The organism is Jatrophihabitans sp., assembly GCF_036389215.1.
In the GTDB taxonomy this organism is placed as follows: Bacteria; Actinomycetota; Actinomycetes; order Mycobacteriales; family Jatrophihabitantaceae; genus Jatrophihabitans_A.
Window position 1 is genome coordinate 32901 of the sequence record NZ_DASVQG010000190.1, and the last position, 24407, is coordinate 57307.

Genomic DNA, 24407 nt, shown 5'->3' on the forward strand with positions numbered 1-24407 from the left:
CGGCGGGGGATGGAGGCGACCCTCCCCCGCCGTCGCCCTACTCAGAACAACAATCGGCCCCGGCGTGCCAGCAGCTGCGCAGCGCGCAGCGCCAGATGCTGAAAGGGTGAAAGGTGTGGAGAAGCCGATGTCGTGGCACCACCTGGCATTCGTCCGGGCCTTGGCTGCTCGAACAAGACCCGCCTGCTCGGAACCGTATTCGCTGGCCTGGGAGGAGATACCAGCTCACACCGCGCCTGCCACCGGACAGGTTCCACACAGCGGACAGGGCCGCCCGATCCGGAGGCGGGCCCGTCCGTCGGTACCCGTGCTAGCCGAGGGCCTGGATCAACAGCGAGATCGCGGTGCGGTAATCGCCCCGCAGGGTTGCCACGTCGGCCCGTGCGATCCGGTCAGCCGGCCGGGCAGGCACGCCGGTATTCGGGTTCAACGTGTGTCGCTGGACCGCAAGCCGCAACCGGTTGACCAACTGGCGATCGAGGCCACTTGCCTTGACGTGACCGGAGGCGATCAGCTTGCCCCGCCGCAGGTCTGCCCTGAACGGATGGGCGTTCCGGTCACCGTCATGGCGATCCCGAGCCTTCGTGCTCAGGCCCCAGCCGAAGGGGAACAGCGGGCGGTAGGACGCGTCCCCGACATTGATCGGCTCCTGGTCGGCTGTGCGTGGCCAGGACAGCGACAGCTGCCCGGTGAACCCGCGGTTTCCGAAGAGCACGTCGGCCACACCTTTCACCCTCGGTGCCCGGCAACCATGAGGCGACCAGGCCATCGATCTTGCGGAGCTGGTCGGTGAGGATCTGCGGGCGCCCGGACACGACGAGCACCACGCACTTGGGCAGCGCCGTGCAGACCTTGTCGATGGCCGCCTTGTCCTGAGCCTTCAGCTCCATGGTCTTGGGCTCCCGGGGAACGTTGTTGTCCGACGGGTCATACGCCCATTGCGGGCCGCCGACGTCGCCGAAGCCTTCGGAGTAAGGCGTTTCGCCGACGACGACAACTCCGACGTCGTAGGAGGTCATCGGCGCCGACGCGTCCTGGCTGTAGGTGATCCGTGCGCTCGGAGCGACCTGGCGCATGCCCTGCAGGATGGTGGTGCCCTCGGTGAAGGTGCCGGACTGGCCCTGCCATGTGATCGTCCAGCCACCGGCCTGGTTACCCAGGTTGTCGGCGTTGCGTCCCGCGACGTAGACCCGCGCGTTGCGCCGCAGCGGCAGCACGCCGCCGGCGTTCTTCAACAGCACCTGGGACTCGGCAGCAGCCTGCCGGGCGATGCCGCGGTGCGCCGCGCTTCCGATCTCGTCGAGGTGGCTGCGATCTGCGTACGGGTGCTCGAACAGGCCGAGCTGGAACTTCTTGGTGAGGATCCGGGACACGGCATCATTGATACGGGCCCTGGTGACGTTGCCGGCCTTCACCTCGGTGAGCAAACGGGTTTCGAACTTCTGGTAGTCGAACGGCTCCATCGCCATGTCGATGCCGGCGTTGACCGACGTGCGCACCTGGTAGGGCGTCGGCGAATCGGTGCCGGTCGGCGGGATCTGGTGAATGCCGTTGTAGTCGCTGATGATGAAGCCGTCGAAGCCGACCTTGTCCTTCAGCCAGCTCTGGATCAGCTCGCGGTTGGCGTGCATCTTCACCGGATTGCCGAGCCCGTCGTCGGAGTAGTCCACGCTGGAGTACGACGGCATGATCGAGCCGACGTGATGCTCGCGCACCGCCGGCACATACGGCGCCAGGTCGATACTGGCGAACTGTGCCCGGCTCCGCTGGGTGATTCCCTGATCGATGGGATAGTCGCTGCTGCTCGCGCCGGCGGAGTTCCGTCCGCTGCCGTAGGTGGTGTCGCCGTCACCGGCGAAATGCTTGGCCGAGGCCAGTACGTGCCTGCTGCTGGCGAGGTCCCTCGCCCTGGTGCCCTGCAGACCGTCGATCGACGTCTCCATCTTGATCACCAGCGCCGGGTCCTCGCCGAAGGACTCGTACGTGCGCCCCCACCGGTCATCGCGCGCCACGCACACGCAGGGTGCGAAGGCCCACGGAATGCCGGTCGCCCGGGTCTCGGTGGCCACCATCTGCTCAGCCCGCCTGACCAGCCGCGGGTCACGGGTGGCGCCCAGCCCGACGTTGTGCGGGATCAGCGTCGCGCCCTTGAGGTTGCCATGCCCGTGTACGGAATCGATGCCGTAGATAAGGGGAATCTGCAGCCGGGTCGCCAGCGCGTAGGACTGGTAGGCATCGACCATGTCGGCCCAGGACTGCGGATCGTTCGACGGCGGGGTGGAACCGCCGCCGGACAGCAGCGAGCCCAGGTGCCAGGTCCTGATCAGCGGACGGTCGGTATCGATAGCACCCCGCTCGGCCTGGGTCATCTGGCCGACCTTCTCGGTCAAGGTCATCCGGGACAAGAGGTCGCGTACCCGAGCGGAAACCGAAAGGCGCCGGTTCTGGTACGGCAGGCCGTGGGCGTTGATGACTACTGTGGGTCGCGCACCGGACAGTGCCGCTCCCTGGGGCGAGAGTTCGACGGCCAGCGTCTTGGCGGTTGCGGCGCCCTTCACGCGCAGGGTGTTGATCCTTACCGTACGGCTGGCTCCCGCCCGGCTGCCGGCCGGAAAGACGACAGTGCCGGAGCCGGCGCGGAAGTCGCGACCGGCGACAGCGCTGCCCTGACGGGTGCGCCACCGTACCTCGACCGGCTTGCTGAGGGCGCCGGTGCCCGCCAGTTCCACGCTGACGGTGGCTGTGGTGCCCTGGCCAACGGTGACGACGGCGTCCGCGCCGACCGTGATGGCAGAAGCGCCTGCGGGCGAGGCGGACGCGGTGGCCGACAGCAGGCTTGCGCAGAGGGCGAGAGCCGCAACGGCAGACAGTGTGCCCGTTGCCGGACGGGCACGCCGAGGTGGATGGGATGGATGGAACACAGGGACCTCCGGAACGGATGGCGTGCCACACGGCGCGCCCGCCGAAGCCGAAGTACCGCGACACAAAGCGGAAACCTGGCTGTATCCGCTAATTCACCATAAGAACGCGAGGGTGAGAGCGCGGTCAAAGCAGAAGGGGCCGGACCGGTAATTGCAGCAAAGATGCTGCCGACCACAGCTGTCGAAGTTCGCTGGTGTCCCGCTGCCTCGATTGGCGGCTGGCTGCCGCTGCTGGGCGTCAGGAGCACCTGCCGGGTCCGGCGGTCCGAACCCGGCAGGCATGTGCACTACTGACAGATGCTGCCACTGCTACTGCCGGTACGTATGCCGCAGGCAAACGGGTCGAACTCAGCCTCTTCCTTCTGCAAACGCAGGACTTCCTCCATGCTGATCCCTCCTTTCCTCCACTATGGCGTGACAAAATCCCTCGGCACGGTCAGATGCATGGTGACGGCGTCGAGGGGCTCGGTTCGGGGTCCGTCAGCTGGCGCAGGGCGATCAGAACCCCGGCCGAGCCTGACCACAGGTCGGCAGAGAGCCGCTGCCCTGGCTCACCCAGCCAGCCCACTCCCTCCTTCCGTGGGATTGCGTACCGGAACAGCCCGCGGGCGCTCAGTAGCGCCGCGTTGACCAGTTCGGGCCTGTCCAGCCGCCGGCCAACTCCTGCCAACGACACGGCGAGACCTGCTAGACCCGAGAACAGTCCCGGAAGGGCCGCGAAGCGCACCGAGCAGGCACGCAGGCAGCGTGCCAATGCATCTGCCGGGGTGAATTCGGCGTCTCCACCGAACTCCGCGTCCGGACGGTGCGCGAGATAGCGGGAGAGCACGGCGGCATATCCGGCGCTGCCCGCGAACAGGTAGGGATACACCCGCCGGTCGTTCGTGGCAGCCCTGAACCCGAGGCCATCCACCGGCACTGGCTCGGCATAGGCCAGTTCCTCGGCCAGCAGGTGCATCCCCCTGTCGAACAAGCGCGAATCACCGGTGTGGCAGTACAGGTCGTGCAGCGCGAGCGCCACTCCGGTCCGTCCGCCGACCAGCCCGGATCGTTTGGTGACGCTCAACTGGGCATTGAGCGCGGCCCCGTCCGGAAGGCGTTCGAGCAGATGCTGTGCCAACTCCAGCCAACGTTGCTCACCAGTACGACGGTGATGAGCCAGCAAGCCGAACGCGGTACCGGCTGCGCCTCCACCGAGCGTGGCCGACGTGCTGTTCAGTGGATGCGCGGCGGCGGCGACGAGCAAAGTCTCAGCCGCATCTGTCTCGCCCAGTTCCGCCAGCACGCAGGCCACTCCCGCGCTGCCGAAGAGCAGGCCTGGAGCGGTACTCTCGATCGCGGCCACGGACTCGTCCCGCAGCCTGCGGAGCACAGCCGGATCGCAGCCACGGCCGGCGCGGTGCAGTGCATACAACACCCCTGCGGTACCCGCGGCCACCGCGCGGGTGTTGGTGTTATGGCCCAACGGGCTCGTCGGGTATACCCGGGCGGGGTGGTGAGGTTGCGCCACCGCCTCCAACCAGTCGGCGGTGCGGTCAGCCAGCCAGCGCAAGGCGCCGACGGTGTCGTTTCGAACGGCTTGCGGCGTGGGGAGCAGGGATTCTTCGGTTGGCGGGTAGTACGTCGTCGCCCGCTGCCAGAGCCGCGGCGGAACAGGTGCGAGTTCGTTGAGGTCGGCGTGCAGGTGGTCGAGCACTGCCGGATTTCGTTCGGCCGCATCGTGCAGGGGGAACAACATCAGCAGCGCCAGCGCAGCCAGACCGTACCGGTCGAGCTCTCGAGGATCAGAAGCCGCGAACGATCTCGGCTCCGGATGCTGGTAGCCGGGAGTGCCCATGAGCCGGCGCAGATCATCCATGGGTTGGACCGCTTCGAAGTCGATCAGCCTGGCTCGGTCACCCTCGACGAGTACGTTGTTCGGGCTGAGGTCGACGAAGACGTAACCGAGCTCGTGCAGCCGGCGCAGCTGCGCGTCCAGTTGGTCGAGCAAAGCCATGGCACGGCGGTAATACTCAGCGACCGCTACATCGGTAGTCTCGGTGTCCAGTAACGAGCTGTTGGACACCATCCATCGATACAGCGAGTCGCCGGGCACCATTTCCATGACGAGGTAGCTGTGTTCCCACTGATGGAACATTTCCACTGGTCGCGGGCACAACCCCGGCTCACGACTGTGTATCGCTCGCAAAGCTAGGTACTCAGCGCTCAATCGAGCCTTTGCATCGGCGCCGTCAGGGGTGTAGCCGTTGTGTGCCCTGGCCTCCTTGATGAACACCTGTTCATCCAGCTGGGAGCGAAATCGATAGGCGCCACCGGCGTTGCTGTGCTGAATCACCGACTCGAAGCTGTAGCCATGCAACGTCACCGGCCCCGACGATTCGCCCGTAACCTCCGTACGAAACGGGTCAACCATCCCAGGCGGCATCAAGAACTCCGGAGAACGCTGATCTTCCATCTCCTGGCCATCCGGTCCAACCATGGTGTGCACTTCGGTGCCTTCCGCATCGACCCGGGTTCGGCTCCGGAATGCCCCATAGCGGTAGGACACGCACCCGCTCGTTCCGAACCGGCGATCAGTGAGGACGAACGGCCCGCTGATTCCGGACAGATCCCCCTCCAACCGGCGCAGGATGTGCGAGGCGCACTGTTGGGTTGGTGGATACAGGGTGCAGAACTTGCCTGCCTGCACCCGAACCGCGTGCTTGTCGTGCATCAGCAGGAACATGCGACGACCAGCCAAGTGCTTGAACGGGACACCCAACTCGGTACAGGCCGCGGCCACAATCGCCAGCACCGACTGTGCGTTGTCCAGCGAACTGGAAACGTGCACCTTCCATCCCTGATCGGGTAAGACAAGACCGGCCGGCCCCCAATGAGTCCATGGTCCAGAATCACGCCGCAGCCAACTGGACGGCATGTGGCGCGCGTGGAAACGCTGACCCGGATCGGCCGTATCCCAGGGTTCGTAGTAATCCTGATCGGTGACCAGGAACGACATGTCCATAGCCATTCCAAGCCACTCCTATCGCCAAACAGGCACACCGTGCGCAGCCGAGCGACCAGCACCACCATCACCTGACATCGACACGTCGACCACAACCACAGCGAGCTATGACGGGGCTATCTATCAGGAATAGGAGTAATTGGTCATGAAAGACGATGCTCTCCAATACCTCTCTAGTCAAGAGCATTCGTCGGAGATAGTCGGCTGAGGGTGTGGTTGCGGCTGATTCAGTGAGCGGCTCCTACAGACAGGAGGTCCGACTTCAAGGCAGTAAGGCGCACGACGGAAAAAGAAAGTGGCACTTCCGATCGCTGCGATGCGACCGGAAGTGCCACTGAATCTGCCCACCGCAGTATCGGCAGGAGCGCTACTTGACCTCTGACCTCATCACGTACCGGATCCCGATCGCCAGCGGGATGACCAGCCAGACCAGACCGGTGACTGCGATGTGGGCCCACTCCGCGCCGGTCGGCGCGCCGTTGAACAGCACCCCCTGGGCGAAGTTGACGTCGACCCAGGGACGCAGCTTCTCGAACCAGTCCTGGCTGACGGCCAGCACCTCCAAGACACCGGTCAGCACGAACGAGTAGACGAAGTACGCGACGATGGCGCCCGCCGAGCTGCGGATCAGCACTCCCAGCATGAAGCCGGTCAGCAGTCCCAGGACGTTGGCCAGCACGATGCAGAGGCCCTCCACCAGGGAGATGTCCCAGACCACCGGGGTGCCCGTGATCGCGGTGCCCACCAGGTTGCCGAGTGCGCCGATCGCGAACGCCAGCAGCATGGAGACGACCCCGACCGTGACCGAGCAGATCGCCTTCGCCAGGATCACCCGGCTGCGGTGCGGCACCAGGGCGAAGGTGGTCAACCCGCTGCGCTGGCTCCACTCGCTGGTGACCGACAGGATCGCCACCATCGGCAGGATGACCGCCATCGGAAAGCCGATCGCCGCGCCGAACGTCGCGTAGGTGAGTTCGCTGTCCGGGGCGAACAGGATCACCGCGGTGGTGGCGAGCAGCGCCGCGAGCACGATGCTGGCCATCAACCAGAAACCCGAGCGGGTGTTGAACATCTTGCGCAGTTCGACCCTGGTCACGCGGGACAGCGGTACCGGAGCCACCGGCACCCGCCGGATGATCTCGCGCCGCTCCAGGGCGGGTGGTGTGTGGACGGCGGTCATGCCGCTGCTCCTTCTCTCTGGGTGGTGGCGGTGAGTTCGAGGAACATCTCCTCCAGGCCGGCGCCGTCGGCGGGCCGCAGTTCGGTGAGGGCGATGCCCGCCTTCAGCGCCACGGTTCCGACGAGCGCCGGATCGGCGTCGGTGCGCAGCGCGCCAGCGCCGGACGCGGTCGCGGTGAGTCCCCAGGCGCCCAAGGCCCGTCCCAGGCCGCTCAGGTCGGCCGCCCGGACGATGGTGCCTGCCGCCTGCAGCAGCTCGGTCTTGGTGCCCTGCGAGACGATCCGGCCGTTGCCGATCACCACGATGTCGTCGGCGATGACCTCGATCTCGTGCAGCAGGTGCGAGGAGAGCAGGACGGTTCCGCCCCGGTTGGCGTACTCGCGGAGCAGGTCGCGCATCCAGCGGATGCCGGCCGGGTCCAGCCCGTTGGCCGGCTCGTCGAGGATCAGCACCTCGGGATCGCCGATCAGGGCGGTGGCGATGCCGAGCCGCTGGCGCATCCCGAGGGAGTAGTTGCCGACCCGGCGGTCAGCCTCGGCACCGGTCAGGCTGACCAGCTCGATCATGTCGCGGACCCGGGTAGCCGGCAGACCCATCGTCTGCTGGGCGATGGTGAGGATCTCGCGACCGGTGCGGCCGGCGTGCTGTGCGGAGGCGTCGAGAAGGACGCCGACCTCCAGCCCCGGGTTGGGCAGGTCCCGGTACCTGCGTCCGGCGACGGTGGCGGTTCCCGACGTGGGCGGGGTGAGGCCCACGATGATCCGCATCGTGGTCGACTTGCCCGCGCCGTTCGGACCGAGGAACCCGGTCACCCGGCCAGGTCGGGCCGTGAAGCTGATGCCGTCCACGGCGGTGTACGCGCCGTACTTCTTGGTGAGTGCTTCCACTGTGATCATCGGAGGCCTCGCCGCGGCGTGGTGGACTCTGGGACGGTCATACCCCTGCACCTTTCCTTGGAGTTCGGTTCTTCGTAATCGGCCTGCTCAGGCACGCCGCTGGTTGCGGCTCGATGTAGTAAGCCTGGGCGAAGGGAGGGCCTCGATGCTTCGGGGACGGCCCTGAGACAACCCCGGTTATTGCCTGTTCCGGGTCAGGGTCTGCCCCGGCCGACGGGCGACGCCTACCGGGCTCGACACGTCCGCTATCCACGCGAGGTGGCGCTGATAAGTTGGTCCTTGCCAACCGCGGCGGGTAGGTCAACCCTCATGGACATCCGGCTCGGGCATCAGGGAATCAACCGGGCATCGTGTCTCAACGGGGAGGCAATACGAATGGCAAGACCCAGAAACTTCCTCCTGGTCATCGCCGCGGCGTCGGCGGCATTCACCGGAGCAGCAGTCGCGGTGGCGGCGCCGCCAACCGACACTCTCGTATCTGTCGGCAGCCCGGTCACCCCGTTCTCCCAGAACAAGCAGAACGAACCGGCGGTCGCGATCGACCCGGCGCACCCGAATGTGGTTGCTGCCGGATCCAACGACGAGATCGATCTGGAATCCTGCGCCGCCGGAGCACCCGACACCTGCCCGTTCACCGGGGGCGTAGGCGTGTCCGGCGTGTACTTCTCCTTCACCGGCGGCCAGTCCTGGACCCAGCCCACCTATACCGGCTGGACGGCACGGGACTGCCTTGGACCGGCACCCTGCACGCCGCACGTCGGGCCGATCGGCACGCTCCCGGGGTATTACGAAGCGGGCCTGGTCGCCGACGGTGACCCCGCACTCACCTTCGGGCCGCGACCGGGTGCCGACGGCAGTTTCTCCTGGGCGAACGGCTCGCGGCTCTACTACGCGACCCTCGCCTCGAACTTCAGCGCGACCCGGTCTGAGCAGACGATCCGCGGCTTCGAGGCCATTGCGGTGTCCCGGACCGACGACGTGCGGTCGGCGGCAGCCGGTAACAACTCGGCCTGGAAGAGCCCGGTGGTCATCTCCAAGCAGTCCTCGACCACGTTCTCCGACAAGGAGCAGATCTGGGCCGACAGTGCCCAGAGCAGCCCGTTCTTCGGAAACGTCTACTCCTGCTGGGCGTCGTTCCGCAGCAACAGCAAGGGCAATGCCCTTCCCACACCGCTGACGGTGGCCACCTCGAGCGACGGCGGGACCACCTGGCGGACCAGGCAGGTGGGACCGGCGACGGACAACGGCATCAACACCCAGCCCGACGGCTGCACCGTGCGAACCGACAGCCACGGCACCGTCTACATCTTCGGCATCGGTACTCGCGGCGGCCAGTCGATGCAGATGATGTACCGCTCGTTCGACGGAGGCGCGCACTGGGCCGGCCCCGCCGAGATTGCCCCGGTAGTCGCGCCCGGCGTGATCGACCCGGTGCTGGGACGTCCGGTGATGGACGGCATCGCAGGCGCCCGGGTGGATCTGGCGGCCAGTCCCAGCGTGGACATCGCCAACGGTCGGCCGGCCGGCAGTCCGGCCACCGACGAGATCTTCATGACCTGGGCAGACGGCCGCGCGGGCCTGAACCACGAGCAGCTCATGCTGACCTGGTCCAGCGACGGCGGCAACAGCTGGGCGACACCGATGGCGGTGCCGCTGGCAGCCGGCGACCGGCCGATCTATACCGCCCCGGCGGTCTCCCCGGACGGCACCGACCTCTACCTGGTCTACAACGCCTACACCACGCCCTACCGGAACAACACCTCCGACCCTCGTAATCTGGTGGGCGTGGTGCTGCATGCCGATGTCAGCAACGCAGTGCCGGGCGCCTTCACCGAACTCGACCGGTCAGCCAATGGGGACCCGCGCGGAACAAGCCAGAATGGCCTGACTGCGGAGTTCCTGGGTGACTACGTGTATGGGGCGGCGACGAATTCGGCGGTAACCGCTGTCTGGAACGACGCGAGCAATGCGGCTGACTGCCCCGCTATCGACGCTTACCGGGCCTCGCTCTACACAGCCGCTCCGCAACCGGCACCCGACGTACTCGCGAGTTGCCCGGCGACCTTCGGAAACAGCGATATCCGCGGCGGGCGGTTCAGCGATCCGACGCCGTAGAGACGCCGTAAGACACGCCCTCCTGCTGCCCGTCGCGCTCGCGGCGGGCAGCAGTGCGTTGCCGGCAGCTGTCAGAGCGTCCCATATATCACATGATTGTCAGTTCTGAGTAAAGAAAGCCGTCTTAAGGCCTTCATCAGGTCCTACCAATTTAGACCACTTTCGCGCAGTCATAGCTCAATAATGCGCATAATCAGGGCATTTAGCTCACCTGCCAAACACTGCTGTAACTGGCGAGTGGTGTCACCTATTGCGCCGGCTCTGGGAAGGGGTCACGATGAACCCACCCCGACGTGGGCAAGGCGGTCACCCCCCCGGCTAGAAGCGCCGACCGCCGCGCCTGCCCACACCACTTCCCAGGAGGTTTAGTGAAGCTCTCCAGCACGCTCGTCGCGATCGGTGCCGCCGTCGCGGCTGCCTCGCTTTCGACCGTGGGTATCGCATCCGCGAGTACCCCGGCCGCCGCTCCCCAGGTCCGCCACGCCGCCAACGTCTGCGCCGCGCCGGCCAAGGGCTACGCCGCTTGCCACGCCAAGGTCGTAGTCGACAGCAAGGGCCAGCCCGTCGTCACCGCCACCCCGGCCGGTCTCGGCCCGGCCGACATCCGCTCCGCCTACGCCCTGACCGCGTCCTCCAGCGGTGGCCGTACCGTCGCCATCGTCGACGCCTACAACGACCCGACCGCCGAGTCCGACCTCGGCGTCTACCGCTCGCAGTACGGCCTGTCGGCCTGCACCACGGCCAATGGCTGCTTCCGCAAGGTCAGCCAGACCGGCAGCACCACCAGCCTCCCGAAGACCAACGCTGGTTGGGCCACCGAGATCAGCCTGGACCTCGACATGGTGTCGGCCGCCTGCCCGGACTGCAAGATCCTGCTGGTCGAAGCGACCTCCAACTCCTTCGCCAACCTGGGCACCGCGGTGAACTACGCCGCCACCCAGCCGGGCGTGGTCGCGATCAGCAACAGCTACGGCGGCAGTGACAGTGCCGGCACCTCGGCCTATGACCACCCCGGCATCGCGGTGACGGCCTCCACCGGTGACGCCGGCTACGGCATCGAGTCCCCGGCCTCCTTCGACACTGTCGTCGCCGTCGGTGGCACCAGCCTGACCAAGGCCAGCAACACCCGCGGCTGGAGCGAGACCGTGTGGAGTGGCGCCGGCAGCGGCTGCTCGACCCTGAACGCCAAGCCGGCATGGCAGACCTCGGTCACCCAGTGCTCGGGCAAGGCCAACGCCGATGTCTCCGCGGTGGCTGACCCCAACACCGGCGTCGCGGTGTACGACTCGACCCTGTACCAGGGCCGCAGCGGCTGGCAGGTCTACGGCGGCACCAGTGCCTCCGCGCCGATCATCGGCAGCGTGTACGCGCTGTCGGGCAACACCGCCGGCTACCCGGCGTCCTACACCTGGAGCCACGCCTCCGGCCTGAACGACGTCACCTCCGGCTCCAACGGCACCTGCAGTCCCGCGATCTGGTGCCACGCCGCTGTGGGCTGGGACGGCCCGACCGGTCTGGGCACCCCGAACGGCACCAGCGCCTTCTAGGCTGACCGCTCAGCTCTGACTGCTCAGCTCTGACCGCTCAGCTCCAACCGCAAGGCACAGTGGGGAGTCCGGCTTCGGCCGGGCTCCCCACTGGCGTACTCCCGACCGGCCCGCAGTTCCCCGCCTCACCTTCCAACCTCACCGCCCAGGAGCGCGCAATGCCTCGTCTGACCTCGAGGGCGACCCGGCGCACGACCAGGCCTACCCCGCCACCACGATCACCGGCGACATACCGTGCTACTCCACCCAGGTCAGCTACCGCTTGGACACGCCGTCAGCCCGGTCGTTCCTCGCGCCGTACGTGACGCCTCCCTAACCGCCTGCACCTACCCGCCACCGGCCCCCAGCCGTTCCACGCCCTCAGACATCGGCGTGGGACCGTCGCCGGGGGGCGGTTTGCGAGCCGGATATCCGACAATGCGCATGCGGTATCGTCGAGGGTTGCGATCAGTGAGATTCGGCGTCACAAAGGAGCGGTAAACAGTGGCAGGTTCCAGATATCTGGTGACAGGCGGTGCCGGATTCATCGGCTCCAATTTCGTGCATTCGGTACTATCCAGCGGCTCTGCCGCGTCAGTGATCGTACTGGATGCATTCACCTATGCCGCGAATGAGCAGAGCCTTGCCCACGTCATCGATGACATCGAACTGGTGACCGGAAACATCTGTGACACCTCGGTGCTGGATCCGCTGGTGGCGCGAAGCGACATCGTCGTGCACTTCGCCGCCGAATCCCACAACGACGTGGCGCTCACCTCTCCCGGCCGCTTCCTCCAGAGCAACGTGATCGGTACCTACGAGGTGCTGCAGGCCGTCCGCAAGCACGATCGACGGCTGCACCACATCTCTACGGACGAGGTGTTCGGCGACCTGGAGCTCGATGACCCGGCTTCGTTCACCGAGGACACCCCCTACCGGCCCTCGAGCCCCTACTCCGCGACCAAGGCCGGCGCCGACCACCTGGTGCGCGCCTGGGTACGCTCATTCGGCATCGCCGCGACCATCTCGAACTGCTCGAACAACTACGGCCCACGCCAGCACGTAGAGAAATTCATTCCACGCCAGATCACGAATGCACTCGACGGAATTCCGTTCAAGGTCTATGGCGGCGGCCGCAACGTCCGCGACTGGATTCATGTGGACGACCACAATTCCGCCGTCCTCACCATAATTGACAAGGGCCGTCTCGGTGAGACATATCTGATCGGCGCAGCCGGCGAGCGATCGAATGTGCAGGTGGTGGAAGCACTTGCCAGGATAATGTCGGTAACGGTTCCCATCGAATTCGTGACCGACCGGGCCGGGCACGATCTGCGCTACGCCATCGACTCGACCCGGCTGCGGACCGAGCTGGGCTGGCGCCCCACCTACGAGGACTTCGAAGCGGGCCTGGCTGCCACCGTCGACTGGTACCGGCAGAACGAGAGCTGGTGGCGGCAGGCCAAGGCGCCCACGGAGAGTTACTACCAGGGCGTGGAGGCACCCGACAGAGCCTGAACCGGCAGCTGATCGGACCTGGGGAAAACTGTTGTAATACATTTAGCAATTCGTGCATGTCGCAGACGGAGTTGCCGATGTAACCTTCACGCATCCCGTGTGTCGCATGGAGGGTCTTATGACTCAAACACTTTCCCCCAGGGTCCAGTTGGTCACGTCAAGTGACGGTGACAGCGATATCGCGGCGGCGGTCAGGTCCCTGTACAGCGACGGGGTGGTGGGGCGCAAGGGAGCCTTCTCGCGGGAGTGGGTGAACGCCCTCGGCGAGGACGTCATGGCGGCCTATCACGATGCCCGCAGCCGCCCATACGGCGCGGTCGGGCGCGGGCCCAACCGCTGGTACGTCCAGATCCACCCGGAGGCACTGCGGGGATTTGTGCAGCTGGTCAGCCATCCCTGGGTTCAGGCGATCAGTGAGGCGGTGCTGGGGCCCGACTACCGGATCGTCGAAGTCGGTTTCGACATCCCCTTTCCCGGGGCGGTGAACCAACCGTGGCACCGGGACTTTCCCAGCCCGAAGGAGACCCGTGACGAGCGGCGGCTCACCTCGCTGGCCTTCAATGTGACCACGGTGGACACCACCGAGGACATGGGGCCCTTCGAGATCGCGCACGGCACCCAGTTCGACGACAGCACCGATTACGAGCATTCGATGTTCCCGCCCAAGTCCTACTACCCCCGGTTCGAGGCCAGGGCAGTTCGCAAGTACCCGCAGATGGGCGACATCTCAGCCCGGTCCGCCCTGACCATCCACCGTGGCACGGTGAACCACTCGAACAAGCTGCGCCCGGTCCTCATCCTGGGCGTGGTTTCACCGGAGGCCAACGGTGCTGAGCACCATGACCTCGCGGTGACCAAGGACTACTGGCAGGCCTTGCCCGAATCGATCAGGCGGCACCTGAACTGCCCGATCGTGGACGAGCTGGTACCCATCGTGCAGCGGCACACCATCGAGGGCTTGGTGATGGGCGACGCCTGAGCGAGCCGGGCCCGCTTGACGCCTTGCGGTGCCGGTGCTCTCATTCCAGGCATGGATGACACCGCTGTTAAGAACAAGCCCACTCGCCGCCGCACCATGCGCGGCCGGCGTTCCATCGCACTGGTGTCGGCCCTGTGCCTGATGCCCGTTGCGGTGGTGGCCGGTTCGGATCGGGCCAGCACCGCGGTCGCCGCGACCTGCACGATGAAGAACCCGGTGCTGTCCGCGGGTGCCGACCCGTCGATCTGGTACCGCAACGGTAACTACTACCTGGTCCAGTCCGACGGTGCCCGCAGCATCAACCTCCGGGTGTCGCCGACGCTGGGCGGATTGAACACCGCAGCCAAGCGGGTCATCTGGACCGCGCCCCTGGGCACCGACCACAGTGCCGAGATCTGGGCGCCCGAGCTGGAATACCTCAACGGGCGCTGGATCATCTACTTCGCCGGCGCGACCGACAAGGGCGGCGACCCGGCAACCAACAACACCCACCGGATCTTCGCCATCACGGCCAACACCCAGGATCCGCTCGGCAGTTGGGCCTTCTTCGGCAAGGTCAGCGACTCGACCAACCAGTGGGCCATCGACGCCACCGTCTTCTACTACAACAGCAACTGGTGGATGCTGTGGTCCGGTACGCCGACCGGCAACGGCGGCTCGGCGCCGCAGCAGATCTACATCGCGCACATGAGCGATCCGCTGCACATCGACCAGGACTACCGCCGGCTGATCGCCAACCCCGACCAGCCCTGGGAGACCTCGGTGCAGGCGATCGAAGAGGGCCCGGAAGCCTGGATCGGGCCGAACAACACCCTGACCATCGTCTACAACGCCAATGCCAGCTGGACCACGTCCTACAGCCTAGGAGAGCTGGTCTACCACGGCGGAGACCTGACGACCTACCTCTCCTACACCAAGCGCGGCCCGGTGTTCTCCTCCGCCAACGGGGTCTACGGCACGGCCGGTGAATCACTTCCGGTGCCCGGTGCCAACGGGACCAACTGGATCGTCTACCACGCCAAGACCACCACGGCCGGCGGCTGGAACGACCGGGCGATCTTCGCCCAGCCGGCCGGCTGGAACGCCGACGGAACACCGGCATTCGGCATTCCCAGCGGCTACCGCAGCTACGACGAGGCCGCCGAGCTGCCCTGCTGAACCAGCCGGCTCCCCAGACAGCGCGGCGCCGGCGGGGAATCCCCGCCGGCGCCGCGGCTTCTGATCAGCCGAGCTTCAACCGCCGATCAGCCGAACTCCTACCAGCCGGACTTGCCACTGGCCTCCGGTGCGAAGTGCACCCTGCTGACCCGGACGTAGTCGAAGTTGCTGCTGAAGCCAGCTCCGCCCATCGAGATCAGGCCGATCTTGGTGTTCGGGGTGCTCGCCTGGGTCCAGGTGGCGCCCTTGTCCCAGCGCTTGCCGTCCAGGCTGGTGTAGGAGGTGTACCGCTCGCCCTGCCGGACGATCCGCAGGTACGCGGTGACGCCGACCGGTCCGACGACGGCATTGCCGTAGCTGGGGTACCCGGCGGGCACCGGCGAGACCTGCTTGCCGAACTCGGTCTGCCGGGTGTTCCAGATCGAGACCGACGCCAGCTTCAGGTAGTTGCCGTCGTCGTTGTAGATGACCAGGCCACCCTGCACGTAGTTGAAGCAGCAGCCCTCGGGCGGGGTGGTGACCCGGACCTTGGTCTCCACCACGTAGTTGCCGGCCGGCGCGGGCTCGGCGAGCACCGAGGCCAGCGGGGTTGCCGGCGGGTGCAGGTCGGCGGCCTGGGTCTGCCAGCGCAGCTGCCCGTCATCGAGGCGGTAACTGCCCGCCGCCGGCTGGCGGATCCAGGTCCACTGGGAGGACAGGGTGTCGGACCGGAACTCATCCGACAGCGACTTGTAGAGCCGGGTCGGCCGTGGCTCGACCACGAACCGGGGCCGGTAGGCGGTTCGCTCGCCCGGCTGGGCTGCCGGGCCCGGCTGCGGGCTGTCCGACGGGCCGCGGCCGCCACGCACCATCGGCCAACCCTGCTTCCAGTCCAGCGGATCGATCAGCGCGGGCCGCTTGGTGTAGCCGACATTGCCTGCGTAGTAAGGATCGTTGCGGTCGACCGCGTGATAGATCATCCATTGCTGGCCCGAGAAGTCGGTGATCACGGTGTTGTGACCGGCACCGACCCAGCGGTTGCCGTTCTGCGCCAGCACCGGCGTGCCACCGACCCGACCGGCCAGCAGCGAGACGCCGTCCCGGTCGACGAACGGCCCGAGCGGGCTGCGCGAACGCCCGGCGAACACCGAGTAACCGGTCAGCGGTCCGTTGCAGCAGTTGGTGGCCGAGGCGAGCAGGTAGTACCAGTCGTTGTGCACGACGATGTTGGTTCCCTCGTACCGGTTGTCGATCGCGACCTGCTTCTGGCTGGCCGGATCGGTGGACAGCCCGTCGGCGGACAGCGTGCGGACCGCGACGCCACCGAAGTAGCTGCCGAAGTAGATGTAGTTCACGCCCTTGGCGGTGAGCACCTCAGGGTCGAAGATCCAGCGGCGGCCGCCGACCGGGCCCTGCGGTTCCACCACCGGCTGTCCCGAGTCGCTCCACGGTCCGGTCGGGCTGGCACTGGTGGCCACGCCGATCGCCGAGCCGCCCCCGGGCAGCGAGGTGTCCGACGCCGCGTAATACAATCGGTACTGGCCGTTGCGGTAGACGATCTCCGGCGCCCACAGGAAGCCACTCACCCAGGACGGCTTGGTCGGGAAGGCATCGCCCTGGTACGACCAGTGGATCAGGTCCAGCGACCTGAACATCGGCACGTTGTGCAGCACCGGCTTGCCGTCGGGCCCCAGCTCGGAGGCGGTGAGCGCGTCGGAGGTGCAGTAGAGGTACCAGTGCCGATCGGCGCCGGCTCCGTGGATGACGTCCGGGTCGGCACAGCTCTCGGCCTGGGCGCCGGACGGCAATGCCAACTTCAGCGGGTTGGTGTAGGACGGGGCGACCGGGTGCTGGCTCTGCTGTGTCAGCGTGGAAGCCGCGGTACTTGCCGGTGCCGGGCCGGCAGCGGCGACGGTCGCGGCGGCTGTGGCCAGCGCGAGCATCGGCACGACGATTCTTCTGGACCAGCGCATTGACAACCTCCGAAAAATGGGGACAGCGACCGGCCTAGCCATCCTGACCCAGGCTTCTAACGTTGTAAAGACCGTCGCCACGCCCGCGGCCAGCGCACGGCTCACACCCGAACCACACAGGTATCAACTCTTTACAACAGATATTCAACGTTGTAGAACGTGAAGCGGACCCCCTTCGACGGAAGGCGCGCTGTGCACGGGACACCGACAAGGCCGTCCCCGGCCTGCCCTGTTCGGGTGCTGACCTATGCATGTGCGGGGCAGCCACCGAGCGGAGTTGCCGGACTCTGCAGTAATGTCCGGATGCAGCACGGGCAGTGGCCCAATTTTTCGGCACAGATTGATACCAATGCGGTTCGGCCGGTGCCTGACGTCACCACTGCCGCTACCTTCGACTGGGAGATCGAACTGTTGCGATCTTTACGGTCAGACGAGACCGCAGGAGCCCCTCGCGATTGGGGTACACCTTGGTATCCGCTGCCTCCAGCGTGCTTCAGCGATTGCACCCGAGATGACTGCCGAGATGACTGAGGTAACCGGCCGTCGCTCCGGCTCAGCCCCGCACGTCCAGACTGTGACACCCGCTCTGCCTTCACGATCCCTGACTTCTACCTACCAAGGAGATCTTCGATGAACCAGCTCTACGTTCCACTGTCTCGGCGGGGCTTTATCGGAGCGGCCGGAGCCTTCGGTGGCGCGCTCGCGCTGGCTGCCTGTGGCGGTAAGAGCACACCGCCGGGCGCTGCCGGCGGCCCGTCGGGATCGGCGGCCGGTGGCGCGTACAACGGCCCCAACGTGACCCTGTCCTTCTGGAACGGCTGGACCGGCGCCGACGGCGACTACGCCAAGAAGATGGTGAGCGAGTTCAACGCCGCGACGAAGAACATCAAGGTCAACATGAACGTCTTCCAGTGGGCGGACCTGTTCCAGAAGATGCCGGCGGCGGTCACCAGCGGCAACGGCCCGGACATCTCGGCCATGCACGGCGACGACATCCCCACCCAGGCAGCCCAGCGGGTGATCGTGCCGATCGACGCGATCGCCAACAACCTGAAGCTCAGCGAGTCCGACTTCGCACCGGCCGTCTGGCAGGGCGGCATCTACCAGAACAAGCGCTACGGCATCCCGGTGGACGTGCACTGCCTTGGCCTGTTCTACAACAAGGACCTCTTCGAGAAGGCCGGTCTGGACGCGGACAAGCCGCCGACCAACAAGGACGAGTACATGAACGCCCTGGACAAGTTGAAGTCCAAGGGTATTCAGGGCAGCTGGGTAAGCCCGTTCCAGTTCACCGGCGGCCTGATGTACCAGTCGCTGCTGTGGCAGTTCGGTGCCGAGCTGTTCAACGAGGACGTCACCAAGGCCACCTGGGACTCCGAGGGCGGAATCGCGGCGCTGACCTTCATGACTGATCTGGTCAAGAACGGCTACAGCCCGAAGAACGTCGGTCAGGACGCCGACTACGTCGCACTCAAGAACGGCCGGAACGCGCTGAACTGGCAGGGAATCTGGCAGGTCAACGAGGTCACCAAGCTGAGCACCGCCAAGATCGGCCTGGCCGCGTTGCCCAAGATCGGCGACAAGGGCGGCGTATGGGGCAACTCCCACCAGTTCGTGCTGCCGCGCACCCAGGGCAATGACGCCAACAAGGTGTCGGCCGCCGCTTACTTCGTCAGCTGGTTCACCCAGCACGGTGCCGACTGGGCCAAGAGCGGCAAGGTTCCCGCGGTCAAGAAGCTCGCCGAGAGCTCGGAGTTCACCTCGATCGAAGGCTTGAAGCCGTTCGCCGACGAGGTCCCGGACGTGCACTTCCCGCCGGCCGTGGCCGGCATCAGCGACGCCATGACCGCGATGTACGACGCGGTCAACGCGGCCGTGCTGGGCAAGTCGGATCCGGCTTCGGCGCTGCACAGCGCGGCCAACAAGGCATCCCAGATCCTGGCTCAGAACAAGAAGAAGTACGGCTGATCCAGTGACCACCACCAGTGAGGCAACCGCTGTAGGGCGGCCGCCGACCAAGGCGGCCGGCCGGCGGGTGCGGCGCAGTGGTTCCTTGACGCCGTACCTGTTCCTGGCGCCCTACGGGGTGCTGTTCATCGGCTTCATCCTGCTGCCGGCCATCTACGGCATCTGGATCAGCTTGCACGACTACGACTACCTGCTGCCGCATCAGCCGTGGGTCGGCCTGAGCAACTACACCGACCTGTTCAAGTCCGGATCGCGTGACGGCGCGGACTTCTGGCGCAGCATCCGCGCCACAGCGATCTTCACCGTCTTCAGCGTTCCGCTGCTGGTGACGATCCCGCTGGCGATCGCGTTGCTGCTGAACCGCAAGTTCCCGGGACGGACCTTCTTCCGCGCGATCTTCTTCACCCCCTACGTCCTGGGCGTGGCGGTCGTCGGTGTGCTGTTCCGCTTCCTGCTCGACCCGACCATCGGCATGCTGAACTTCTACCTCTCCAAGGTCGGCTTCAGCGGCACCACCCCGTGGACCACCCAGGTGCCGTGGGCCTGGGTCGGCCTGGTCGGGATGACGGTCTGGTGGACCCTGGGCTTCAACGCGATCATCTACCTGGCCGGCCTGCAGGACATCTCGCCCGAGCTCTACGAAGCCGCCGAGGTGGACGGCGCTACAGCCTGGGACAAGTTCCGCAACGTGACGCTGCCCGGGCTGCGTCCGGTGATGCTCTTCGTCCTGACGCTGACGCTGCTGGCCTCGGCGAACATGTTCGGCCAGTCGTTCCTGGTGACCAAGGGAGCGCCGAACAACGCCACCAGAACCGCGATCTACTACATCTCCCAAGTCGGTCTGCAGCAGTACCGGCAGGGGATCGCGGCCGCGATGAGCTACATCCTGGCGCTGATCCTGGTGCTGGTGAGCTTGTTGAACTTCCGGTTGTTCCGCGAGAAGGACGAATCATGACGAGCCTCGCGCCGGGCGGCGCCAGCGCCGCCACCGCACCCGATCCTGACCAACCGGCCGGCAACGGCGGCCACCAGCCCAGCCAGCCGGCAGCCAGGACACCGCTGGGACAGGTGGCCTTCTGGCTGATGCTGGCGGTGCTCACCATCATCTTCGTGGCGCCACTGCTGTGGATGCTGAGCACCTCGTTCAAGACCCATGAGGCCTCGACCCGGCTTCCGCTGTCCTGGCTGCCGAGCCCCTGGGACGTCGGGGCGTACAAGACCCTCTTCGGTTCCGGCTCGGCGAACCCGGTGCTGCGCTGGTTCGTCAACAGCCTGTTCGCGGCGGCGGCGAACTCGGTGCTGATCGTGGCGGTGGACGCCGCGGCCGCCTATGCCCTTGCCCGGATGGACTTCCCGGGCAAGAAGTTCATCTTCGCCAGCGTCATCACGACGATCTTCCTGCCGGCCTTCGTGTTCCTGGTTCCGAACTTCCTGATCGTCAGCAAGCTCGGCTGGCTCGACTCGCTGTGGGCAATCATCGTTCCCAGTGCCGGTGGTGCCTTCGGGGTGTTCTTCCTCCGGCAGTTCTTCTCCACGCTGCCCAAGGAGCTGGAGGAGGCGGCCATCATCGACGGCGCCAACCAGTGGCGGATCTTCACCAGGGTGATCCTGCCGCTGTCGAAGCCGGCACTGTCGACGCTGGCGGTGCTGTCGTTCCTGACCAACTGGAACGACTTCCTGTGGCCGGTGTACGTGTTGTTCAGCCCGAACAACCTGACCCTGCCCTCAGGTCTGGCCAAGCTGCAGAACGCGGCGACCGTCGACTATCCGATCATCATGGCCGGTGCCGTGGTGGCCAGCGTGCCGGTGATCCTGATCTTCATCATCGCGCAGCGGCAGGTCATCGAGAGCGTCTCCCGGTCCGGCCTGAAGGGATAGCCACCAGCCGTAGTACCAACGGGAGTAGTTACCCCGTGGGATCAGCGCAGAGGACCGTACAGCTCGGCTGTACGGTCCTCTGCTGTTCCTGCGCACCCGTGGGGCGTGGGGCCCCGGTTGCATCGATTCGCCCGGCAGCGCAAGACTGGAGCGCGCGAGCGAGGCGGCCAACCACGACCGACCTGGCCGGACTATGGGGAGGACGACGATGAGCGAGAACGACGACACCGGCACCGGTGACCTCGAACAGGCCGCCGATGAAGGCCGGCTTCCCGGCGTGGAGCAGGCAGACGCCGCCGAGGAGGACGGCCGCGATAACTCCGAGACCCCCGATTCGGCGGCTGTCCAAGCAGGTGCTGACGACGGCGGCGACGAGCCGGCCGGCGGTGTGGTGATGGGGGCCATCAACCAGCACTGACACCGGTCCCGGCAGCCGCTACGGCACGGCGACGGGATCGATCAACCGGCACGATGCGCATACACGGCTGGGGCTGCCACAGACATCCTGTGACAGCCCCAGGCCGCGTGTCGTCTAGCGGGTGCAGGCTCAGCTGCCAGGGCCCGGATCGGGGTCCCGCTGGCTACGCGGCTCGGTGCCCTCGGCGCCCACCGCGGCCACGCCGGCCTGCGCGACATTCTTGTGGTGACGCTTCTCCGCATGTGCCTCGCGATCCAGCCGTGGGATCAGGTGCGGGTAGTGCGCCTCGAACGCCGGGCGCTCGGAGCGGATCCGCGGCATCGAGATGAAGTTGTGCCGCGGCGGCGGGCACGAGGTGGCCCACTCGAGGGAATTGCCGTGGCCCCAGGCGTCGTCCTGGGTCACCAGCTCACCGAACCGGTAGGACTTGTAGACGTTGTACAGGAACGGCAGCATCGAGGCACCGAGCACGAAGGACCCCAGCGTCGAGATCAGGTGCATGGTGGTGAAGTTGTCGCTCGGCAGGTAGTCGGCGTAGCGCCGGGCCATGCCCGCATTGCCCAGCCAGTGCTGGATGAGGAAGGTGAGGTGGAAGCCGAAGAACGTCAACCAGAAGTGCAGCTTGCCCAACCGCTCGTCCATGTAGCGACCGACGAACTTCGGGAACCAGAAGTAGATGCCGGCGAAGGCGGCGAACACGATCGTTCCGAACAGCACGTAGTGGAAGTGCGCCACCACGAAGTAGGTGTCCGAGACGTGGAAGTCCAGCGGCGGCGAGGCCAGGATGACGCCGGTCAGGCCGCCGAAGAGGAAGGTCACCATGAAGCCGAGCGACCACAGCATCGGAGTCTCGAAGGTGATCGAGCCGCGCCACAGGGTGCCGATCCAGTTGAAGAACTTCAGCCCGGTGGGCACCGCGATCAGGTAGGTCAGGAAGGCGAAGAACGGCAGCAGCACCACGCCGGTGGCGAACATGTGGTGCGCCCACACCGTCAGCGACAGTCCGGTGATGCCGAGGGTTGCCAGCACCATGCCCTTGTAACCGAACAGCGGGGTGCGGCTGAACACCGGGATGACCTCGGTGACGATGCCGAAGAACGGCAGGGCCACGATGTAGACCTCGGGATGGCCGAAGAACCAGAACAGGTGTTGCCAGAGCACCGGCCCGCCGTTACGCGCCTCGAATACCTGCGCACCGAGATGTCGGTCGGTCCACAGCACCAGCAACGCCGCGGTCAGGATCGGGAAGGCCAGCAGCACCAGCAGCGAGGTGGCCAGGATGTTCCAGGTGAAGATCGGCATCCGGAACATGGTCATGCCCGGTGCTCGCATGCACAGGATGGTGGTGACCATGTTCACCGCACCGAGGATCGTGCCGAGACCACCGACCGCCAGGCCCACGATCCACAGATCCGCGCCGACGTTGGGAGAATGCTGCATGTTGCTCAGCGGGGTGTAGGCCGTCCAGCCGAAGTCAGGTGCGCCCTGCGGGGTCAGCGCACCGGAGACGACGGTCAGCCCACCGAACAGGAACAGCCAGTAGGAGAAGGCATTGAGCCGGGGAAAGGCCACGTCCGGCGAGCCGATCTGCAGCGGCACCACCAGGTTCGCGAAGGCGAACACCAGCGGGGTCGCGAACAGCAGCAGCATGATGGTGCCGTGCATGGTGAACAGCTGGTTGTACTGCTCCGGTGACAGGAACTGCATTCCCGGCAATGCCAGTTCGGCCCGCATCACCATGGCGAGCAGACCACCGAGCATGAAGAAGAGGAATGAGGTCACCAGGTACATCTGACCGATGATCTTGTGGTCAGTGGTACGCAGCAGGTTGAGGAACACCGAGCCACGCGGATTGGCAGGCGCCGGGTACGGCCGCACCAAGATGGGCTGCGGCTCGACGGTCCTGGCGCGATCAACTATGTCAGTCATCTGTTCCCCAGCCGCGCATGCGGATCGCTGCGCGGTACTCGGTTTTTGGCCGTGCTTGCAGAGGCCGGACTGACTGCTCAGTAATTCGAGCTTAGACGACCCCTGAGCTTTCGCAACCAGCCCCCCGGGCGGTCAGCCGCGGGCTCCGGAGCCGCCGGTGGCCCGGGGCGGCTATCCCGTACGCCGGGATCCGGCCATCGCCGTGGCGGGCCGCGGCGGCTGCGTCCGATTGGGCGGCTGGTCGGGCACCGGCAGCAGGCCGAGTTCCACCGCGCGCAGCGGAAGCTGCGTCCGGCGCGAGACATCCAGGCTGGCGGCAATCCGCTCGATATGGCTCTTCACGGTCTTTTCCGAGATGAAAAGCTCCTTGGCCAGATCCTTGTTCGAGGTGGTGCCGGCTGCCACCAGATGCAGGACCTGGCGTTGGCGGGCAGTCAACTGGGGGGCTGAGCCGGCGCTCTCGACCGAATCGGCCACGCTATGGGACCGCACCTCGACCAAGCGCCGATCCAGCACCGGACGGACCCCGGCCACCGCCATCTCCAGCCAGTCCCGCAGTTCTGCCCTGCTGGCGCCGCGGCAGATATAACCAGCGGCGCCGGCCGCCACGGCCTGCCTGGCCAGGCGGGCATCACCGTGTCCGGAATACACGACGACCACCGCGCCGGGATGGAACTCGAGCAAATCCTCGATCAGCACCAGGCCCGATTCAGCACCCAGCCGCACGTCGACCGTCACCACGTCAGGATGTCGCTGGGCGTACTCGACCAAGGCCTCGGCGTTGGTCTCGGCCTGCCCGACCACGGTGACCCCGCTGGCCTCCAGCCGCTGGACCACCGCCTGCCGCATCAAGCCGCCGGTTTGTACTACGAGCACTCGAATAGATTCGGCCACTGCAAGATCCCCCGCGCGCAGGCCCAAGGCCCGGCAGCTCTTCCACCGTCAGCGGCTGTGGCCCCCGCTTG

At 66.3% G+C, this 24407-nt stretch carries 16 protein-coding genes; 9 read left to right on the forward strand and 7 right to left on the reverse strand.

What is annotated here, in order from left to right:
• Window positions 1-563: 563 nt before the first annotated feature.
• The 4 genes from VF542_RS10110 to VF542_RS10125 form a co-directional block, all read right to left on the reverse strand.
• Window positions 564-2729: a glycoside hydrolase family 3 N-terminal domain-containing protein gene (locus tag VF542_RS10110; RefSeq protein WP_408651579.1), complete on the reverse strand. Its 2166-nt coding sequence runs from the start codon at window positions 2727-2729 to the stop codon at window positions 564-566.
• A 628-nt stretch (window positions 2730-3357) separates the two neighbouring features.
• Window positions 3358-5931: a class III lanthionine synthetase LanKC gene (gene lanKC, locus VF542_RS10115; protein ID WP_408651580.1), complete on the reverse strand. Its 2574-nt coding sequence runs from the start codon at window positions 5929-5931 to the stop codon at window positions 3358-3360.
• 361 nt (window positions 5932-6292) lie between these two features.
• Window positions 6293-7105: an ABC transporter permease gene (locus VF542_RS10120; RefSeq protein WP_408651581.1), complete on the reverse strand. Its 813-nt coding sequence runs from the start codon at window positions 7103-7105 to the stop codon at window positions 6293-6295.
• A complete protein-coding gene (locus VF542_RS10125) occupies window positions 7102-8001 on the reverse strand; it encodes an ABC transporter ATP-binding protein (protein ID WP_408651582.1) in 900 nt (299 codons plus the stop codon). The genes VF542_RS10120 and VF542_RS10125 overlap by 4 nt, the downstream gene beginning before the upstream one ends.
• 375 nt (window positions 8002-8376) lie before the next feature.
• Between VF542_RS10125 and VF542_RS10130 the strand changes: the two genes are divergently transcribed.
• From VF542_RS10130 to VF542_RS10150, 5 genes are all read left to right on the forward strand, one after another.
• Window positions 8377-10116: a sialidase family protein gene (locus tag VF542_RS10130; protein ID WP_408651583.1), complete on the forward strand. Its 1740-nt coding sequence runs from the start codon at window positions 8377-8379 to the stop codon at window positions 10114-10116.
• A 368-nt stretch (window positions 10117-10484) separates the two neighbouring features.
• The gene (locus VF542_RS10135; protein ID WP_408651584.1) at window positions 10485-11663 is read left to right on the forward strand and encodes a S53 family peptidase; all 1179 of its coding nucleotides are present in this window, start codon (window positions 10485-10487) and stop codon (window positions 11661-11663) included.
• 483 nt (window positions 11664-12146) lie between these two features.
• Window positions 12147-13160, forward strand: a complete 1014-nt coding sequence (gene rfbB, locus VF542_RS10140) for a dTDP-glucose 4,6-dehydratase (protein ID WP_408651585.1) — start codon at window positions 12147-12149, stop codon at window positions 13158-13160.
• A 118-nt stretch (window positions 13161-13278) separates the two neighbouring features.
• Window positions 13279-14139: a phytanoyl-CoA dioxygenase family protein gene (locus VF542_RS10145; protein WP_408651586.1), complete on the forward strand. Its 861-nt coding sequence runs from the start codon at window positions 13279-13281 to the stop codon at window positions 14137-14139.
• Window positions 14140-14190: 51 nt separating this feature from the next.
• On the forward strand, window positions 14191-15297 hold the full coding sequence (locus VF542_RS10150) for a family 43 glycosylhydrolase (RefSeq protein ID WP_408651587.1): 1107 nt from the start codon (window positions 14191-14193) through the stop codon (window positions 15295-15297).
• A gap of 98 nt (window positions 15298-15395) precedes the next feature.
• Here VF542_RS10150 and VF542_RS10155 read toward each other — a convergent pair whose 3' ends face one another.
• On the reverse strand, window positions 15396-17219 hold the full coding sequence (locus VF542_RS10155) for a family 43 glycosylhydrolase (RefSeq protein ID WP_408651600.1): 1824 nt from the start codon (window positions 17217-17219) through the stop codon (window positions 15396-15398).
• Window positions 17220-17879: 660 nt separating this feature from the next.
• On the opposite strand from VF542_RS10155, the gene VF542_RS10160 reads away from it, so the two are divergent.
• From VF542_RS10160 to VF542_RS10175, 4 genes are all read left to right on the forward strand, one after another.
• Window positions 17880-19217, forward strand: coding sequence for an ABC transporter substrate-binding protein (locus tag VF542_RS10160; protein ID WP_408651588.1), 1338 nt, complete (start codon window positions 17880-17882; stop codon window positions 19215-19217).
• Window positions 19218-19221: 4 nt separating this feature from the next.
• Window positions 19222-20172, forward strand: a complete 951-nt coding sequence (locus VF542_RS10165) for a carbohydrate ABC transporter permease (RefSeq protein WP_408651589.1) — start codon at window positions 19222-19224, stop codon at window positions 20170-20172.
• The gene (locus tag VF542_RS10170; protein ID WP_408651590.1) at window positions 20169-21095 is read left to right on the forward strand and encodes a carbohydrate ABC transporter permease; all 927 of its coding nucleotides are present in this window, start codon (window positions 20169-20171) and stop codon (window positions 21093-21095) included. Before VF542_RS10165 ends, VF542_RS10170 begins: the two co-directional genes overlap by 4 nt.
• Before the next feature lie 208 nt (window positions 21096-21303).
• Window positions 21304-21513 (forward strand): hypothetical protein, encoded by a 210-nt coding sequence (locus VF542_RS10175; protein WP_408651591.1) that lies wholly within the window; start codon window positions 21304-21306, stop codon window positions 21511-21513.
• A 129-nt stretch (window positions 21514-21642) separates the two neighbouring features.
• Here the strand turns inward: VF542_RS10175 and ctaD are convergent, their stop codons facing one another.
• Together ctaD and VF542_RS10185 are read right to left on the reverse strand one after the other, a co-directional pair.
• Window positions 21643-23442 carry a cytochrome c oxidase subunit I gene (ctaD, locus tag VF542_RS10180; protein ID WP_408651592.1) on the reverse strand — a complete coding sequence of 600 codons (1800 nt, stop codon included), beginning with the start codon at window positions 23440-23442 and terminating at the stop codon, window positions 21643-21645.
• 171 nt (window positions 23443-23613) lie between these two features.
• Window positions 23614-24336 carry a response regulator transcription factor gene (locus VF542_RS10185; RefSeq protein ID WP_408651593.1) on the reverse strand — a complete coding sequence of 241 codons (723 nt, stop codon included), beginning with the start codon at window positions 24334-24336 and terminating at the stop codon, window positions 23614-23616.
• Window positions 24337-24407 lie beyond the last annotated feature (71 nt).

What these genes read in the sequence shown, in the direction of transcription:
- VF542_RS10150 (WP_408651587.1), top strand. Translation starts at nt 14,191, where the DNA reads ATGGATGACACCGCTGTTAAGAACAAGCCCACTCGCCGCCGCACCATG.
- VF542_RS10175 (WP_408651591.1), top strand. Translation starts at nt 21,304, where the DNA reads ATGAGCGAGAACGACGACACCGGCACCGGTGACCTCGAACAGGCCGCC.
- VF542_RS10160 (WP_408651588.1), top strand. Translation starts at nt 17,880, where the DNA reads ATGAACCAGCTCTACGTTCCACTGTCTCGGCGGGGCTTTATCGGAGCG.
- VF542_RS10170 (WP_408651590.1), top strand. Translation starts at nt 20,169, where the DNA reads ATGACGAGCCTCGCGCCGGGCGGCGCCAGCGCCGCCACCGCACCCGAT.
- VF542_RS10130 (WP_408651583.1), top strand. Translation starts at nt 8,377, where the DNA reads ATGGCAAGACCCAGAAACTTCCTCCTGGTCATCGCCGCGGCGTCGGCG.
- VF542_RS10120 (WP_408651581.1), bottom strand. Translation starts at nt 7,105, where the DNA reads ATGACCGCCGTCCACACACCACCCGCCCTGGAGCGGCGCGAGATCATC.
- VF542_RS10125 (WP_408651582.1), bottom strand. Translation starts at nt 8,001, where the DNA reads ATGATCACAGTGGAAGCACTCACCAAGAAGTACGGCGCGTACACCGCC.
- ctaD (WP_408651592.1), bottom strand. Translation starts at nt 23,442, where the DNA reads ATGACTGACATAGTTGATCGCGCCAGGACCGTCGAGCCGCAGCCCATC.
- VF542_RS10145 (WP_408651586.1), top strand. Translation starts at nt 13,279, where the DNA reads ATGACTCAAACACTTTCCCCCAGGGTCCAGTTGGTCACGTCAAGTGAC.
- VF542_RS10155 (WP_408651600.1), bottom strand. Translation starts at nt 17,219, where the DNA reads ATGCTCGCGCTGGCCACAGCCGCCGCGACCGTCGCCGCTGCCGGCCCG.
- lanKC (WP_408651580.1), bottom strand. Translation starts at nt 5,931, where the DNA reads ATGGCTATGGACATGTCGTTCCTGGTCACCGATCAGGATTACTACGAA.